The following is a 15,526-nucleotide window of genomic DNA, read 5'->3' on the forward strand; positions in this document are numbered from 1 at the left end:
GCGGACAGCGGGGTTGGCCGGGGGCTTCGGTCAGGCGCCGGTTCCGGGGCTGAACACCGACAGGAAGACGGAGGAGGAGTTCCCGGACACCGGGACCGTCCCGCCCGTCCACGCGACCTTCAGGGAGTCGCGCTCGTCCGGCGGGGTGATGAGCAGCGCGCTGGGCGTTCCTGTGGTGGCACCGCTGACCTCCGGGTTGGAGAAGGTCAAGCCGGCCCAGGCGCTCTGTCCCGGCTTGAGCGTGACCGCGGCCGCGGAGCCCGACTCACGCTTGGGGTCCGGGCCGAGTTGGCTGCCGGAGGCGTTCACGAAGGCGGCGCCGGGAAAGCCGCGCAGCGTGCAGGTCCGGGCGGACTTGTTGGTGAGTACGAGGGGGAAGTTCTCCTGGCCGGCGCCCGGGTTGTTGCGGCCGACGGAGGCCCGCAGATCGGAGGTGTGGCACCGGCTGCCGGTGCTGCCGGCCTTCGTGCCGGTGCCGCCCGAGGAGGCGCCGGTGGCCGAGGGGGTGGCCGGCTTCGGGTGGGCGGACGCGGTGCCGGTGGCCGCGGACGTGTCCGTGGCGGACCCGGGCGCCGAGGACGAGGGCGAGGCCGAACCGGTGCCGGTCGCCGGCGCGGCGGTGCCGGACACCGACCGCGGACCAGCACCCGCATGGTCGTTGCCGCAGGCGGTCAGCAGACCCAGTACGGCGATCGCGCTCGCGAGCAGGGCCCCGCGCTGCAAGGGCCGGGACAGGTGCGCCATGGCTCTCCACACTCCTGGATGATCACGACACGCCCTTCGGGCGTGCCTTCGGCGCTCGCTGCGCCGTCACCACGTTCCGATGCCCGCACCGCGGGAAAAGTTCGCGCACTGTGCGCCCTTTCGGCGGACAGTGCTCCGCTTTGGCTGAATCTTTACTATCGGCCGGTTCTGTCGGTCAGGTGACCCGGAGTGATCCGTCAGGTGACCCGGAGCGAGCGGAGGATGCCCTGGGTCGCGGTGGCTCCGTCGCGCTCGCGCACTTGGACGTACACCTGCGGCTTCGCCGGGCCGCTCGCGGGACGCACGGCCGACTCCGTGAGGGAGGCGTCGTCCGGGCAGCCGGTCCACGTGCGGACGGTGCCCTGCCAGCCGGTACCGGTGAAGGTCCGGCTGCCCGCGTAGTGGCAGCCGGCATGGGAGACGGCTGCCACCCGGGCCCCGACGTCGCCGTGCTCGCCGACGCCGACGAACACGCCGTCGACCGTGACGCTCAGGTCGGACCACTTCGCGATGTCGTCGGCGACCACCAGGCCCGGCTCGTGTCCCGCCGGAAGTCCGATCACGTGCGGGTCCCAGCCGGAGTCGCGCACCTCACGGGCCCAGCCGGCGGGCACCTCGACGGTGACCCGGCCGGTGGCGTCCTTCACCTTCACCGTGTCGTCGCCGGGCCGGTGGAGCATCAGGGTCACGCCGGCGGCGGCCGCCACCGCGGCGAGCACCGCGGCCAGGGACAGCGTCACCACGTTGAGCCGCCCCCGGACGGAGTCGAGCCGACTGCCCCGGCGCACGGGGCCGGAGGCCGCCGCCAGCCGGTCCAGCTCGGCCGCGAACGCCTGCGCCCCGGGCCAGCGCCGCTCCCGGTCCGGCTCCAGGGCGCGCAGCAGCGCCCGCTCGACGTCCTCGCCGAGGTCCGGCCGCAGCTGCCTGGGCGGTACGACCTTCCCAGGCGGTCCGGGCACGGTCGCGGTCACCAGTTCGTAGCCGACCGCGCCCAGGCTGTAGACGTCGGCGCGTGCGTCGATGCCCTCCCCGGGCTCGGCCTGCTCCGGCGGCTGGTATCCCGCCGAGCCGGCCGCCAGGGTGAGCACCGAGGCCTGGGCGAGGCTCTTGGCCAGCCCCAGGTCGGCCAGCAGCACCCGCCGTTCGCCGTCCGGGGCGGTGTGCAGCAGCACGTTGGTCGGCTTGATGTCGCGGTGCACGATGCCCGCCTCGTGCAGCGCGGCGGCGCTCCGCGCGGCCTGCGCGGTCAGCAACAGCGCCTGGGGCACCGGCAGCGGGCCGCCCGCCAGCAGGTCGGCGAGGGTGCCGCCGTCGGCGTACTCCATCACGAAGTACGGCCTGCCGTCGGGCAGTTCACCGATGTCGTAGACCTGCACCACCCGGCTCGAACCGGCCCGGCGCAGCAGCCGCGCCTCGGACAGGAAGCGCTCCCGGATGTCGAGCCGGTGCGCCCAGTTCTCGGCGAGGACCTTCACCGCCACGGGAGCCTGCAGCTCGTCGTCGTGGGCGAGCCACACCGTGGCGAAGGCGCCGGAGCCCAGACGTCGTTCGAGGCGGTAGCGGCCGATCCGCTCCAGGGAGTGCATAGGACTATCATGCCTGGCCTGAGATCGACTCCGAGGGGGACCCTGACGTGCAGGACGTGCCGACGGCCGAGGACCTTGCCCGGCGCGCCGCGGCGGGTGACCGAGCGGCCCTGGACCGGCTGCTGGCCGAGCTGTGGCCCGAGGTGGTGCGCCGCTGCGGGCGCTTCCTGCCCTGCAGGGAGGACGCCGAGGAGGCCGCCCAGGACGTGCTGTTCCAGGTGGCCCGGCACATCTCCGCCTTCGAGGGCCGCAGCCGCTTCAGCACCTGGCTGTACACCGTCGTCGCCAACTGCTGTCGGCAGAAGTACCGCGAGCTGAAGCGGCGGGCCGCCGAACAGCCCGTGGCCGTCCAGCCCGCCGAGCACGTCGACCCGCGCACCACCAGCGTGATCGCGGGCTCCCGCATCGATCTGCTGGAGGCCCTGGACCGGCTGGAGCGCGAGGCCCCGCACCTGGTGGCGCCCCTGGTCTACCGGGACATCTACCAGCTGGAGTACGCCGAGGTCGCCGAGCGCATCGGGATCCCCCTCGGCACCCTGAAGTCCAGGCTCCACGAGGCCCGCAAACAGGTACGGCCCTGGCTGCGGGGCTACTGATCCTCCTCCGGCTCCAGCAGCCCCAGCTCCGCCCAGATCGTCTTGCCCTCCGTGGTGTGCCTGCTGCCCCAGCGCTGGGTGAGCTGGGCGACCAGCAGCAGCCCGCGGCCACCCTCGTCGAAGATCTTGGCGCGCCTCAGGTGCGGAGCGGTGTGGCTGGTGTCGGACACCTCGACGATCAGCGTGGCCGCGTCGTGGATCAGCCGCAGCCGCATCGGGTGGGAGCCGTACCGGATCGCGTTGGTGACCAGCTCGCTCACCACCAGCTCCGCCGTGAACGTGATCCCGCTCAGTGACCAGCGTTCCAGCCGGTCCCCGACCTGTCTGCGGATCGGCCCCACCAGCGCCGGGTCGGCGGGGATGTCCCAGGTGGCCACCTGGGAGGCGGCCAGCCCGCGGGTGCGGGCCAGCAGCAGCGCAACGTCGTCGGCCGTCCCGGCGGCCGGCAACAGGGCGTGCAGGACGCGGTCGCAGGTCTCGTCCAGGGAGTCCGGGTCCCCGGCGAGCGCCTGGTACAGCAGTGCCCGGGCGGCGCCCCCGGCCCGCTCCGGGGACACCATCAGACCGTCCGTGTACAGGGCGAGAACGGTGCCCTCGGGCAGCTCCACCTCGGCGGACTCGAAGGGCAGCCCGCCCAGGCCGAGCGGGGGACCGGCGGGCAGGTCCAGCTGGCGGGGCTCGCCGCCCGGCTCCAGCACCACGGGCGGCGGATGCCCGGCCCGGGCCAGGGCGCAGCGCTGTGACACCGGGTCGTAGACGGCGTACAGACAGGTGGCGCCGACCTCGCCGGGGCTGCCGTCGCCGCCGGACTCCTGCGAGAGCCGCACCACCAGGTCGTCGAGATGGGTGAGCAGCTCGTCCGGGGCCAGGTCGATGTCGGCGAGGGTGCGGACGGCGGTGCGCAGCCGGCCCATGGTGGCCGAGGCCTGGACGCCGTGGCCGACGACGTCCCCGACCACCATCGCGACCCGCAGCCCGGACAGCGGGATCACGTCGAACCAGTCGCCGCCCACCCCGGCCCGGGCCGCCGGCAGATAGCGCGAGGAGGCGTCCAGGGCGGCTGTGCGCGGGAGCGTGCGGGGCAGCAGGCTGCGCTGCAGGGCGAGGGCGGTGTCGCGCTCGCGGGAGTAGCGGCGGGCGTTGTCGATGCAGACCGCGGCGCGGGCGGTGACCTCCTCGGCGAGCAGCATGTCGTCGTCGGTGAACGGGTCCGGACGCCGGTGGCGGGTGAGCACCGCGACGCCGAGGGTCAGCCCGCGCGCCCTGATCGGCACCGACATCGACGCGTGGATGCCGAAGTCCCGCACCCGCTGGCCGCGCGCGGCGCTCCAGGTCAGCCATGTGGCCAGGTCGCCCCTGGCCACCGTGGCCCGGATGGTGCGGCCGGCGACCAGCGAGTCGGCCTGCGGCGAGAGGGCCGGGTACACCTCGACCTGCCCGGGCTCGGTCACCGCCTCCGGAATCCCGCTGAGGACGGACTGCTGGGCGACCCGGCGCAGGTTCACCGGGGCGGTGAGGCGGGCCGGGGGCTCGCCGCCGTACTCCTCCGGGTCCAGCAGGTCGATGGTGACGAAGTCGGCGAGCGCGGGTACGCACACGTCCGCCAACTCCTGTGCCGTGAGCGTGACGTCGAGGGTGGAGCCGATGCGCACGCTCGCCTCGTTCACCAGCTGCATCCGCTGCCGGGCCCGGTAGTTGTCGGAGACGTCGTGTGCGGCCAGGCACACGCCGCGCACCCGGCCCTCGGCGTCGGTGACCGGTGCCATCCGGGCCAGCCAGGCGTACTCCCGCTCGTCGTCGCCGCTGCGCATGAACGTCTGGACGTCCAGCGGCCGGCCGGTGCCGAGCACCTGGAGCATGCTCTGCTCCAGCTCCTCGCTCTGCGGCTTGCCGCCGATCTCCGAGATCCTGAGGCCGCGCAGGTGCTCCTCGGGCAGGGCCAGCACCTCGGCCATCGCCTCGTTCATCCGGCGCAGGCGCAGTGTCTCGTCGTACACGGCCACGGCGCACGGCGACTGGATCAGGCCGGCCCGTTCGAGCGGATCGTCGGCGGCCGACGGGTCCCGGCCGGTCAGCGGGGTGACCACGAGCCAGTCGCCGCCGCGGCCGTCGCCGGTCGGCCGGTGGTGGGCCAGCAGCCACACGGAGACCGTACGGCCGTCCCGGTGGCGCAAGGCGACCGTCCCCTCCCAGCGCGCACCCGCGGGTACGGCGGCGCCGTCCCTGGCGAGCAGCCGGGCCGCGGGGCGGCCCACGACGCAGTCGGCCGGGTGGCCCAGCAGGCGCCGCGCGCCTTCGTTCCACTCCACCAGCGTTCCGTCGTCGTCGATGACAGCCCGGGCCGTCGCCGCATCGTCGAACGGATAGACCCGGCTCATCGTCGCCGCTCCCAAGCGCACACTCACAGTGAACAGGTGGCACCACTTCCGTCCCAGCGTAGTGCGTCGGAGACCTCCGCGAACCGCAACCCCCGAGGGCGGGGTCCGCCGGGCGGACACGGTCAAGGGGGAAAACCGGCCGATGGGGCACACGGGGAAGCGGTGCCCTTCCGCACCCTTGACGATCGTGTGTGGCAGGCCGTCAGAATCTGTTTGGTCACGATCAGTTGTGAGTACTTCTGAGCCCTGATGAGGGAGAGTCGTCATGACGGTCACGCGCAGATCGGTTCTGGTCGCAGCCACAGCAGCACCGGCGGCCGGAGCGCTCCTGGACAGCGCCGCCGGCGCCGCGGCCCTGGCCGCCGGACCGCCCGCGGCAGGACGCCGGATCGTCCCGCTGCGGGACGGCTGGCGCTTCGCGCTGGCCGACCCGGGCGACATCAGCGACCCGGCCGGCGCCTACGCACGGGCCGCCGAGCCGGGGTACGACGACTCCGCCTGGCGCGAGGTCGCCGTCCCGCACGACTGGAGCATCGAGCAGACCCCCACGACGGACCACGGCACCACCAGCGGCACCGGCTTCTTCCCGGGCGGCCTCGGCTGGTACCGGCTGGCCTTCACCCTGCCGCCCGGGTACGCCGGCCGGCGGATCTCGGTGGAGTTCGACGGCGTCTACATGGACTCGTACGTCTACTGCAACGGCACCGAGGCCGGCCGCCACCCCTACGGCTACACCGGCTTCGCCCTCGACCTCACCGGTCTGGTGCACACCGACGGCAGCACACCGAACGTGCTCGCGGTCAAGGTCCGCAACCAGCTTCCGAGTAGCCGCTGGTACTCGGGCAGCGGCATCTACCGCGACACCCGCCTGGTGATCACCGACCCCGTGCACGTCGCCCGCTGGGGCACGTACGTCACCACGCCACGGGTCGACGCCGGGCGGGCCGTCGTGCGGGTGGCGACCACCGTGCTCGACGAGTCCGGCACCGGCACCGACGTCCTGGTCCGCTCCAGGATCACCGGCCCCGACGGCCGCACGGTAGCCCGGACCGCCACCACGGTCGCCGTGTCCGGGCAGGCCACCGAGACCCACGAACTGACCGTCCCCGAGCCACGCCTGTGGGACGTCACCACCCCCGGCCACCGCTACGTCCTGCACACCGAACTCCGCGTCGGGGACCGCACCGTCGACACCCACCGCACCCCCTTCGGCATCCGCACCTACCGCTTCGACCCGGACGAGGGCTTCTCGCTCAACGGCACCCCCACCAAGATCAAGGGGGTGGACCTGCACCACGACCAGGGCGCCCTCGGCGCGGCGGTCAGCATCGACGCGGTGCGCCGGCAGATGACGATCATGAAGTCGATGGGCGTCAACGCCTTCCGCACCTCGCACAACCCGCCCTCACCGCAGATGATCCAGGTCTGCGAGGAACTGGGCATCGTGATGATGGTGGAGGCCTTCGACTGCTGGAGGACCGGCAAGACCAGGTACGACTACGGACGGTTCTTCGACGAGTGGTGCGAGAAGGACGCCACGGAGATGGTGCTGGCCGCCCGCAACTCGCCGGCCGTCGTCCTGTGGTCCATCGGCAACGAGATCCCCGACTCCACCTCGACCGCCGGGCTCGCCATGGCCGACCGGATCATCGGGGCGATCAAGGCCGCCGACGACACCCGCCCGGTGGTCATCGGCTCGAACAAGTACCACGGCGTACCCGCGACCGGTTCCCCGGCCGACCGCATGCTCGCCAAGCTCGACGGCCTCGGCCTGAACTACAACACGGCCAAGTCGGTCGACGCCCTGCACGCCAGGTACCCCCATCTGTTCCTGTTCGAGTCCGAGTCCTCCTCGGAGACCTCGACCCGTGGCTCGTACCAGGAGCCGGAGCACCTGAACACCGGCGAGAACCACACACCGGGCCGGCGCGAGACCTCCTCCTACGACAACAACCTCGCCTCCTGGACGATGAGCGGCGAGTACGGCCACAAGAAGGACCGGGACCGCAGATGGTTCGCCGGGCAGTTCCTGTGGTCGGGCATCGACTACATCGGCGAGCCCACCCCGTACGACGTCTTTCCGGTGAAGTCGTCCTTCTTCGGCGCGGTCGACACGGCCGGGTTCCCGAAGGACATGTACCACCTGTTCAGGAGCCAGTGGACCACCGAGCCGATGGTCCATCTGCTGCCGATGAGCTGGAACCACGAGGAGGGCGACACGGTCGAGGTCTGGGCGTACGCCACAGTACCGTCCGTCGAGCTGTTCCTGAACGGAGAGTCCCTGGGGGTGCGGGAGTTCGACGTCAAGACGACCACCGACGGCCGCAGCTATCTGGAGACCACCGAGGCCACCGGCGACGACAAGACCTTCACCGACGGGCCCCACCCGGGCAGTTACACCAGTCCCAACGGCAGCGCGGGCAAGCTGCACCTGACCTGGAGGGTGCCCTACCGGGCCGGCGAGCTGAAGGCCGTGGCCCGGCGGGACGGCAGGGTGGTCGTCACCGACGTCCTGCGCACCGCGGGCGACCCGCACGCCGCACGGCTCACCGCCGACCGGAAGTCCCTTGCCGCCGACGGCCGTTCACTGGTCTTCGTGACCGCCGAGATCGTGGACGCGCACGGCGTGGTCGTACCCGGTGCCGACCACCTCATCGCCTTCGACGTGAGCGGCGGCTCCCTGGCCGGGGTCGACAACGGCCGCGAGGAGAGCGCCGAGCGCTACCAGGCCAGTACGAGGACCGCGTTCCACGGCAAGGCGCTGGCGATCGTCCGGTCCGGCACGGATGCGGGCACCCTGAAGGTCACGGCACGGGTGGACGGGCTGCGCACGGGCACGGTGAGCGTGCGCACCACACCGGCACGCTCCGCCGCGACCACCACCGCGCCCGCCTTCGGCCCCGGCCTTGTGGCCGCCCCCGACCACCCTCGCGCGGACGCCAGCTACTCGGGACGCGAGGACACCCTGCCGGCCGCGATGCTCGACGGCGACCCGGCCACCGGCTGGTCGAACGCCTTCGCCAAGTCGGCCACGGCCCTCCTCCCGGCCTTCGGCGGCGCCCGGCCGAGCGACTGGGTGTCGGTCGACTTCGGGCGCACCCGCACCTTCGACCGGGTGGCGGTCTCGTTCACCGCCGACGGCACGCACGCCCTTCCCGCCCGGGCCGAGGTGGCGGTGTGGGACGGGCGCGGGTACGTGCCGGTGACGGGCGCGCGCACGGACTGGGCCACCGCCTCGGACAGCCCCACGGTGATCGCCTTCGACGCGGTGCGCGGCTCGCGGGTACGGCTCACGCTCACCAGCGCCCACCCGGGCGAGGCCCAGGGAGCGGTACGGATCAGCAGGCTCGACGTCTGAGCGCGCCCTTCGGTGCCCGTCCGGGAAGCCGTTCGCGGACTTTCGCCGAGGCGCACACCACCGAACGTCCCGGAAGCCGGACCCGAAGGGCCCGGCGCCGTACGGCCCTTCAGCCGGGTGGCGCTGCCTTGTGCTCCAAGGCTTTGCGGGCGGCGAGAGCGCCCGCGATCCTGAAGGCCAGTTCGTGGGACCCGTGTGTCATGGCGTGGGCCCGCCGCAGCACCACCCTGGTGGCCACCACGACACCGTGCTCGGGCAGGCTCAGCTGCTCCTCGATTCCGGCGGCGGCCGCGGCGAAGAACCGCGGCAGATCCGCGGCGGGGTCGTAGTCCACCGTCAGGCCCGCGGCCACGGCGAACGCGAAGCCCTCGGCGGCGGGTTCGAAATCCACCACGATCTCGGCGAAGTGCGGTGCGCAGTTCTGCTTCTGGTGCAGCACGCGCACGCCACGAATCGGATACGGCGGAAACCGCGACGGCCCTGACGTCATGCCGCAACGCTACCGCTCCCCCTTCCCCGCCTCGCCGGCAACGCCACCACCGGCGAGGCAGGGCCGGAGCGCGTCCACGCCGGCCGATGCCGGCACGCGCCCCGCACCGCCAGGGAAACGGGCGCCGCCCGCTCACGGACCTGGTCCCGGGCGGGTGCACCCGAGGGCCGGGCGGGTTCCGGGTCGCCGGCGCACCGCCCGGATCACCCGCCCGGAGGCGGCGGCACCGATGAGCCCGGGTCCCGGCCCTCGGCAGGTTCCGGCCCGGTGCCCGCTCCACCGGCCACCGGGCTCTCGCTACTCCTTCACCTTGACCTCAGTTTCACCTTGACCTCAGTCCTTCACGGCCGTCACTTGCGGTACCCGAGGACCGTCATCATGCCGCTCTCCGAGTGGTACTGGTTGTGGCAGTGGAGCATCCACAGGCCGGGGTTGTCGGCGTCGAACTCCGCGACGATCTTGTGGTGGGGGAGGATGATCGCGGTGTCCTTGCGCGCCCCCACCGCGTCCAGACCGGTCAGCGCGAAGGTGTGGCCGTGCAGGTGCAGCGGATGCCACATGTCGGTGGCGTTGACGAGGGTGAGCCGTACCCGCTCGCCCGCGCGCACCGGGTGGCGCTCGCGGACGTCGTAGGTCTTGTGGTCGATGCCCCAGCTGTAGTGCTTCATGTTGCCGGTGAGCCTGATGCGCATCTCGCGGTCGGGCTCGCGGTCGTCCAGGGCCACCGAGTCGTGCGGCACGAGCCGGCGGGCGGGCACGATCTTCCCCTCCAGTTCGTCCGGGCGGACGTTGGCAGGTGGAGCGTTTCTTCCCTTGCCGGTGCGCAGGATCGCAAGGGCCTGGCCGTTCTTGCCCTCGGCCAGTGCGACGAAGGGGAAGACGCCGTCCTTGGCGGTGACGAGGACGTCGTAGCGCTCGGCCATCCCGATCAGGAGGGCGTCGGTCTCCGTGTGTTCCACGGGATAGCCGTCGGTGTGCGTGACGGTCATGGCGTGGCCGCCCAGTGCGACCCGGAAGGCCGTCTCGGAGCCGGCGTTGATGATGCGCAGCCGGATGCGCTCGCCGGGCTTGCACCTGAACTCCGAGGGGTGGGTGGCCACCCGGCCGTTGATCAGGTACAGGGGGTAGTTGACGCTGCCGGCCTCCCCGTGGAGCATGCGGCTGTGCGAGCCGTGCAGCACGCGGGACGGGCCGCTCGACTTGTGGGAGTGCATCACCTGCGGGCTCGCCGTCCGGTTGGCGGCGGAGCGGCCGCTCTCGGGGCCCATGGCCATGCCGCCCGCCTCCATGCCCGGCTTGAGCTGGGCGAGCACGGCGTCCGGGGTGGAGCCGTCGATGCCGTCGAGCCAGTCGTCCAGGACGAGGATCCATTCCTTGTCGTACTTGAGCGGCTCCCTGGGGTCGTCGACGATGAGGGGCGCGTACAGGCCGCGGTCCGGCTGCATTCCGACGTGCGAGTGGAGCAGGTACGTCCCCGGATGCTGGACGGTGAACCGGTAGGTGAAGTCGGCCCCCGGATCGATGGCCTGCTGGGTCAGGCCCGGAGCGCCGTCCATGTCGCAGCGCAGGCGTACGCCGTGGGAGTGGAGCGTGGTGGTGGTCGGCAGCCGGTTGGTGAGGGTGAGGCTGAGGACGTCACCGGCGGTGACGCGGACCAGCGGCCCGGGCAGCATCTCGTGGTAGGCCCAGGTCCGCACGTGCCGCCCGCCCAGGTCCAGCGTGGACTCGGCGGCGGTCAACCTGAGCATGCGCACCGGACCGCTGCCGCGTCCGCGCTCGACGGCACGGACCTCCGGACCCGACGGGTCGACATATCCCTTGGGCCCCGGCGGAACGAAGTCCCTCCCCGCGGCCGCCGCGCCCTCGGGGCCGGAGGGGGCATGGGAGCCGGAGTCGGTGCAGGCAGCCAGGAGTCCCGCACCGGCAGCAGCGATCGGGGCTCGAAGCAGGGTACGCCGCGAAGGTGTGTGCATGTAGGAAATAAGACACGTTTTGTGCTGATATCTGATGGATCTGCGGCGGCGCGTCTGGTGATCGGATGCCGGAGGCCGTAGGTGCCCCGCCGCTTCAGGCGGCGTCGTGGAACACCAGTCCCAGTGTGCGCCGCCGCCCGGACCGCACGGTGCTCACCCCGTGCCGCATCGCCCCGGCCGACCAGCCGCGACGTGACCGGACCGGCCGGTCCCGCGTCGTGAACACCAGACCGTGCCCCTGGCGCAGCATGTGCGAGGTCCCGCGCGACTGGGCCCGGGGCCGCTGTTCCACCATCAGGAACTCGCCACCGGTGTAGTCCGTGCCGTACGCGTCCAGGGCGATCACCACCTGGAGCGGGAAGACCAGCTCGCCGAACACGTCCCGGTGCAGGGCGTTCCAGTCGCCCGGGCCGTAGCTGAGCAGGATCTGCGCCGACCGGTCCTGACCGGCCGCGTGACAGCGCTCCAGCCACGCCCGGAGGGAGTCCGGCCAGGGCGCCGGGCGGCCCAGACGGGCCGCCCAGTCCCGGGCGACGGGCAGCAGGTGCGGGTAGAGAGCGGCGCGCAGTGCGGCCACGGGGGCGGGCAGGTCGTGCGTGAAGTAGCGGTACGCACCCGACCCGAACCGGTGCCGGGCCAGGTCGACCGTGGTGCGGAACAGGTCCGGCTCGTCGTAGAGGGCGGCCAGCCCGGCGCACTCGTGGGGCGTCAGCAAGGGGCCGGTGGGCGCGCCGCCGAGCTCGTCCAGCCCGGCCGCGAGCGAGGTCCAGTCGGTGCGGGCGGCGCGCCGGCCGGCCTCGGCCCGGGTCAGTTCCATGGCTCCTGCCTCTCTCATACGAGCGTCGGCTGCAGCGCGCCCTCATGGGTGAGCAGCCACACCTTGCGCTGCACGCCGCCTGCGTACCCGCGCATCGAGCCGTCCGCGCCGATCACCCGGTGGCAGGGACGCACCAGCAGCAGAGGGTTGGCGCCGAGGGCGCTTCCCACTCCGCGGATCCCCTCCCGGGGCACGCCCAGCCGCGCGGCAAGGTCGCCGTAGCTGGTCGTGGCGCCGTAGGGGATGTCCTCCAGGGCCTGCCACACCTGCCGCTGGAACGGTGTGCCGGTGACGGCGAGCGGGAGGCAAAAGCGGGTGAGACGGCCGGCGAAGTACGCGTCGAGCTGACGGCGCACCTCGGCGAACGCCCGGTCGTCCCGGTCCTGCGCCCGCACCGCGGGCGCGCCGCGTTGCCCCGGAAGCGACAGTGAGACGAGAGTGAGGCCGTCCGACCGCTCACCGGTCAGCAGCAGTTCTCCGAGCGGGCTCGCGCAGGTGGTGTGGACGGTGTGCGTGGTCATCGGGTCCTCCTGGGTGGTCTCTGCGGCCGGGCGGGTCGCTGCGGGTCCGCTGGATCCGTGCGGGTCCGCCGGATCCGCCGGGTCTGCGGGGCGCTTGGTCTGTGCCGGCCCCTCGGGTCTGCGGGTCCGCTGTCGAGTCTGCTGCTCCCGCCGCCCGGCGACCGGCGGAAATCGGACCTGGCTCTCGTGCCCCGCAGGTACCGCTGGAGAGGTGGCTTGACCTGGTTGTATTTACGGGTAAGTACCTTCGCGGTACCGTGAGGGCATGCCAGCTCTCAACGTGGAGTTCAGCGAACGCGAACTTGAGGACCTGCGCCAGATCGCCAAGGAGCGCGGTACGTCGATGAAGGCGCTCGTGCGCGAGGCCGCCGCCGCCGACATCGCCCGGCACCGGGCGCTGCAGGAGGGCGCCGAGGCCTTCCGGAGCTTCTTCACCGCGCATGCCGCGGAGTTCGCGGCCGCGTTCCCGGACGACGAGCCGCCCGTCAAGGGCGAGGCCGCCTGAACGATGCCTTCCGTCATCCATATCGACGTCCCGTGGCTGCTCCAGCGCCACGAGGAGGTCCTGCCCGACCAGCCCACGGTCGACGACTTCTCCGCGCTGGTCGCCGCCGTCGCCCGGCATCGTGTCGACCCGCCCCGGCTCGGTGTGGACTCCGACCCCGCCTGGCGGGCCGCGGCCCTGCTGCACACCCTGGCCGTCCTCAAGCCGCTGCCCGCGGCCAACGCCCGCTTCGCCTGCGCCACCGCCGTGGCCTACATGTTCACCAGCGGCGCCGGCATCGACCCGCCCTACGGCGCCCTCGTCGACCTCGCCCGCGACCTGATCTCCGGCAAGACCGACGTGTACGGCGCGGCCGACCGGCTCCGCTCCTGGCAGATCTGACACCGCCCGGCCGGCGGGGGAAGCCGCCGGGGCCGCCGGCCGGGGGCGGGAGGAACGGGCCGGCGGCCGGCTTCGCGCAGGAGAGCCGCCGTTCTGCGCGGGCCTTCCGAGAAGGGCCGGAATCCCACTCCCGGGGCGCGCGACCCGGGAGCGCGCGCGATCCACCGGTGCGTGCGCGCCCTTCACACGGGGCGCGGACAATGCCGGAAACCCGCGTACCGGACCTGGCCCTGCGCCGGATTTCTGACTTTCTTTCAAACCGGCTGATGTCCTACGCGCGCCTTGTTGCGTGTGTGGAAGTTGTGCAAGGGTTGAAACACTCGTGCGGGGGATAACGGCCGGTGTTCTTTCGGCAGTTGGGGAACCGGACCGACACGGTGCCGGTGAATTTCCGCTCCCCGCGCACGCGGCCCGAAGGTTCGCACCGACGCACCACACGCATCAAAGGAATCCGCTCCGTGCCCACCCCCCACCCCCCTTGTCCGCCCTATCCACCTCCCGGCAGCGATCCCGGAGAGTCCGACGAGTCCGTCGCCGCGCCCCTGCGCGCCGGCTCCGACGCGGAGGCCGCCCGGTCCGCCGCACTGCTGATGGCCCGGCACTGGCAGCCGGTGCAGGACTACGCGGTCATCTGTCTGGCCGCACCCGGGCCTCTCGCCCACATGGTCACTGCCACCGCCTTCCACCAGGTTCTCGACCGGCTCGCGTTCGGTGAAGGAGCCGACGCGCTGCGGCCCCGCCTGCTCGTGGCAGTGCGGGACACGGTCCTGAACTGGGCGGCGACGGACCGAATAGCCGCCGTGCTGCCCGGTCTCCAGAAACCTGCCGGGGGCCGCGGTATGCGCACCGCGAAGTCCCTGATACCGGAAAACCGTGCACTGTCCGAACGTTCATTCCACAGCCTTCCCCGGCTCGAACAGGCGTTGCTGTGGCATGCCGAGGTCGAGGCAGAGCCGATAAACATCCCCGCGGGGCTGCTCGGCATGGACGTCGACAGCGCAGGGGTCGCACTCGAACAGGCCCGCGAGAATTTCCGGGAAGGCTGCGTCCGCGCCCACCGGGAACTTGCGCCGAGTACCGAATGCCGCCACTACAACCGTCTTCTCGACGGGCCGATCCGCCGGGGCGGCCCCCTGTTGCCCGACGTCCGGCAGCATCTCGACGCCTGTCCGTACTGCCGGTACGCCGCCGAGCAACTGGGGCAGATGGAGGCGGGGGCCGGCGTGCTGCTCGCCGAAGCGGTCCTCGGCTGGGGCGCCCGCCGGTACCTCGACTCCCGGCCCGGCCGCCGCGGCCCGGGCCCCGCCCGCACCCGCAGCACCTCCCGCGGTGGCGGACGCCGGCGCGGTGGCGGAAAGCCCGGGCTGCTGGCCCGTATCCAGGTGCCCGGCGGTCGCCGGCGGGGCGGCGCGGCGTCCGGGGGGCCCGACGGGATCCCGGCGCCCGCACATCGCGCCCGCGGGGCCGACCGGGCCGGCTGGTCGTCCAGGACGCTGCTCACCGGCGTCGGCGTCGCCTCGGCCGGGCTGCTCGCGACCGTCCTGGTGATCAGCCTCTGGCCGGACGGCGGCGACGGCACCGACCCGGTCGCCTCCAAGGGCGCTGCGGGCGGCACCGACGCCCCGTCACCGCCCGCCTCCGCCACGGCGCCCGGAACGGCGCGCCTGCCCTCGGCCGGCCGGCCGACCCGGCTGCACAACGCCGCCGCCGACCTGTGCCTGGACATCAAGGGCAAGCCGGCCGTCGGCGCGGACGCGGTCCTCGCCGCCTGCTCCGCCGCGCCCACACAGCAGTGGACGTACGACGCCGACGGACTGCTGCGCAACGGCGCCGGCTCCGGTCTGTGCCTGGACTCCCACGCCGACGCCGGCGTGGTCATCCTCGGCACCTGCTCCGCCGCCGGCGCGCAGCGGAAGGACGACGTGCGCTACGACCTCACCGTGCGGGGCGAGTTGCTGCCCCGCTGGGACGAGAGCCTCGCCCTCGCCCCGGCCGGCGAGGAGACGGGAGCAGACATCGTCGTCAAGGTGCGCGACCGTTCCGCCGGGCAGCGCTGGCTGACCGACGGGCCGTCGGCCGGCTCGGGCTCCCTGTCGATAGCCGGCAGCGACCGGCCCCCCGCACATCCGGCCGGAGTGCCCGTGAAGGGCGCCTAGCCCGGCGGAGGACGACCGAGC

General features: G+C 72.9%; 12 protein-coding genes. 5 read left to right on the top strand and 7 right to left on the bottom strand.

The window, feature by feature from the left end; translation table 11 throughout:
* Positions 1-30: 30 nt before the first annotated feature.
* Entirely contained in the window at positions 31-744 is a 714-nt protein-coding gene (locus tag ACFZCP_RS36310) for a DUF4232 domain-containing protein (RefSeq protein WP_391436879.1), read from the bottom strand.
* Between the two features lie 197 nt (positions 745-941).
* Positions 942-2,330 (bottom strand): protein kinase, encoded by a 1,389-nt coding sequence (locus tag ACFZCP_RS36315; RefSeq protein ID WP_391436884.1) that lies wholly within the window; start codon positions 2,328-2,330, stop codon positions 942-944.
* A gap of 47 nt (positions 2,331-2,377) precedes the next feature.
* On the opposite strand from ACFZCP_RS36315, the gene ACFZCP_RS36320 reads away from it, so the two are divergent.
* Positions 2,378-2,926, top strand: a complete 549-nt coding sequence (locus tag ACFZCP_RS36320; protein ID WP_362690420.1) for an RNA polymerase sigma factor — start codon at positions 2,378-2,380, stop codon at positions 2,924-2,926.
* Here ACFZCP_RS36320 and ACFZCP_RS36325 read toward each other — a convergent pair.
* On the bottom strand, positions 2,920-5,304 hold the full coding sequence (locus tag ACFZCP_RS36325; protein ID WP_391436889.1) for a SpoIIE family protein phosphatase: 2,385 nt from the start codon (positions 5,302-5,304) through the stop codon (positions 2,920-2,922). The two genes, ACFZCP_RS36320 and ACFZCP_RS36325, sit on opposite strands and share 7 nt — an antisense overlap.
* Before the next feature lie 265 nt (positions 5,305-5,569).
* Here ACFZCP_RS36325 and ACFZCP_RS36330 point away from each other — a divergent pair, with 265 nt between their 5' ends.
* Positions 5,570-8,662, top strand: coding sequence for a glycoside hydrolase family 2 TIM barrel-domain containing protein (locus ACFZCP_RS36330; RefSeq protein ID WP_391436894.1), 3,093 nt, complete (start codon positions 5,570-5,572; stop codon positions 8,660-8,662).
* Positions 8,663-8,771: 109 nt separating this feature from the next.
* On the opposite strand, the gene ACFZCP_RS36335 is transcribed toward ACFZCP_RS36330, so the two are convergent.
* The 4 genes from ACFZCP_RS36335 to ACFZCP_RS36350 all read right to left on the bottom strand — a co-directional run bounded on the left by ACFZCP_RS36335 (position 8,772) and on the right by ACFZCP_RS36350 (position 12,463).
* Positions 8,772-9,107: a hypothetical protein gene (locus ACFZCP_RS36335; protein ID WP_391436898.1), complete on the bottom strand. Its 336-nt coding sequence runs from the start codon at positions 9,105-9,107 to the stop codon at positions 8,772-8,774.
* Positions 9,108-9,502: 395 nt separating this feature from the next.
* Positions 9,503-11,125 (bottom strand): multicopper oxidase domain-containing protein, encoded by a 1,623-nt coding sequence (locus ACFZCP_RS36340; protein ID WP_391436903.1) that lies wholly within the window; start codon positions 11,123-11,125, stop codon positions 9,503-9,505.
* Positions 11,126-11,219: 94 nt separating this feature from the next.
* Entirely contained in the window at positions 11,220-11,942 is a 723-nt protein-coding gene (locus ACFZCP_RS36345) for a 2OG-Fe(II) oxygenase (RefSeq protein ID WP_391436908.1), read from the bottom strand.
* Between the two features lie 14 nt (positions 11,943-11,956).
* Entirely contained in the window at positions 11,957-12,463 is a 507-nt protein-coding gene (locus ACFZCP_RS36350; protein ID WP_391436912.1) for a methylated-DNA--[protein]-cysteine S-methyltransferase, read from the bottom strand.
* A 265-nt stretch (positions 12,464-12,728) separates the two neighbouring features.
* Here ACFZCP_RS36350 and ACFZCP_RS36355 point away from each other — a divergent pair, with 265 nt between their 5' ends.
* The 3 genes from ACFZCP_RS36355 to ACFZCP_RS36365 all read left to right on the top strand — a co-directional run bounded on the left by ACFZCP_RS36355 (position 12,729) and on the right by ACFZCP_RS36365 (position 15,505).
* The gene (locus ACFZCP_RS36355; protein WP_362690399.1) at positions 12,729-12,968 is read left to right on the top strand and encodes a hypothetical protein; all 240 of its coding nucleotides are present in this window, start codon (positions 12,729-12,731) and stop codon (positions 12,966-12,968) included.
* Between the two features lie 3 nt (positions 12,969-12,971).
* The gene (locus ACFZCP_RS36360) at positions 12,972-13,349 is read left to right on the top strand and encodes a toxin Doc (RefSeq protein ID WP_362690396.1); all 378 of its coding nucleotides are present in this window, start codon (positions 12,972-12,974) and stop codon (positions 13,347-13,349) included.
* 458 nt (positions 13,350-13,807) lie between these two features.
* On the top strand, positions 13,808-15,505 hold the full coding sequence (locus tag ACFZCP_RS36365) for a ricin-type beta-trefoil lectin domain protein (protein WP_391436921.1): 1,698 nt from the start codon (positions 13,808-13,810) through the stop codon (positions 15,503-15,505).
* Positions 15,506-15,526: the final 21 nt, after the last annotated feature.

Source organism: Streptomyces sp. NPDC007971, assembly GCF_042958635.1.
Taxonomy (GTDB): domain Bacteria; phylum Actinomycetota; class Actinomycetes; order Streptomycetales; family Streptomycetaceae; genus Streptomyces.

What these genes read in the sequence shown, in the direction of transcription:
- ACFZCP_RS36310 (WP_391436879.1), bottom strand. Translation starts at nt 744, where the DNA reads ATGGCGCACCTGTCCCGGCCCTTGCAGCGCGGGGCCCTGCTCGCGAGC.
- ACFZCP_RS36315 (WP_391436884.1), bottom strand. Translation starts at nt 2,330, where the DNA reads ATGCACTCCCTGGAGCGGATCGGCCGCTACCGCCTCGAACGACGTCTG.
- ACFZCP_RS36325 (WP_391436889.1), bottom strand. Translation starts at nt 5,304, where the DNA reads ATGAGCCGGGTCTATCCGTTCGACGATGCGGCGACGGCCCGGGCTGTC.
- ACFZCP_RS36330 (WP_391436894.1), top strand. Translation starts at nt 5,570, where the DNA reads ATGACGGTCACGCGCAGATCGGTTCTGGTCGCAGCCACAGCAGCACCG.
- ACFZCP_RS36340 (WP_391436903.1), bottom strand. Translation starts at nt 11,125, where the DNA reads ATGCACACACCTTCGCGGCGTACCCTGCTTCGAGCCCCGATCGCTGCT.
- ACFZCP_RS36345 (WP_391436908.1), bottom strand. Translation starts at nt 11,942, where the DNA reads ATGGAACTGACCCGGGCCGAGGCCGGCCGGCGCGCCGCCCGCACCGAC.
- ACFZCP_RS36350 (WP_391436912.1), bottom strand. Translation starts at nt 12,463, where the DNA reads ATGACCACGCACACCGTCCACACCACCTGCGCGAGCCCGCTCGGAGAA.
- ACFZCP_RS36355 (WP_362690399.1), top strand. Translation starts at nt 12,729, where the DNA reads ATGCCAGCTCTCAACGTGGAGTTCAGCGAACGCGAACTTGAGGACCTG.
- ACFZCP_RS36360 (WP_362690396.1), top strand. Translation starts at nt 12,972, where the DNA reads ATGCCTTCCGTCATCCATATCGACGTCCCGTGGCTGCTCCAGCGCCAC.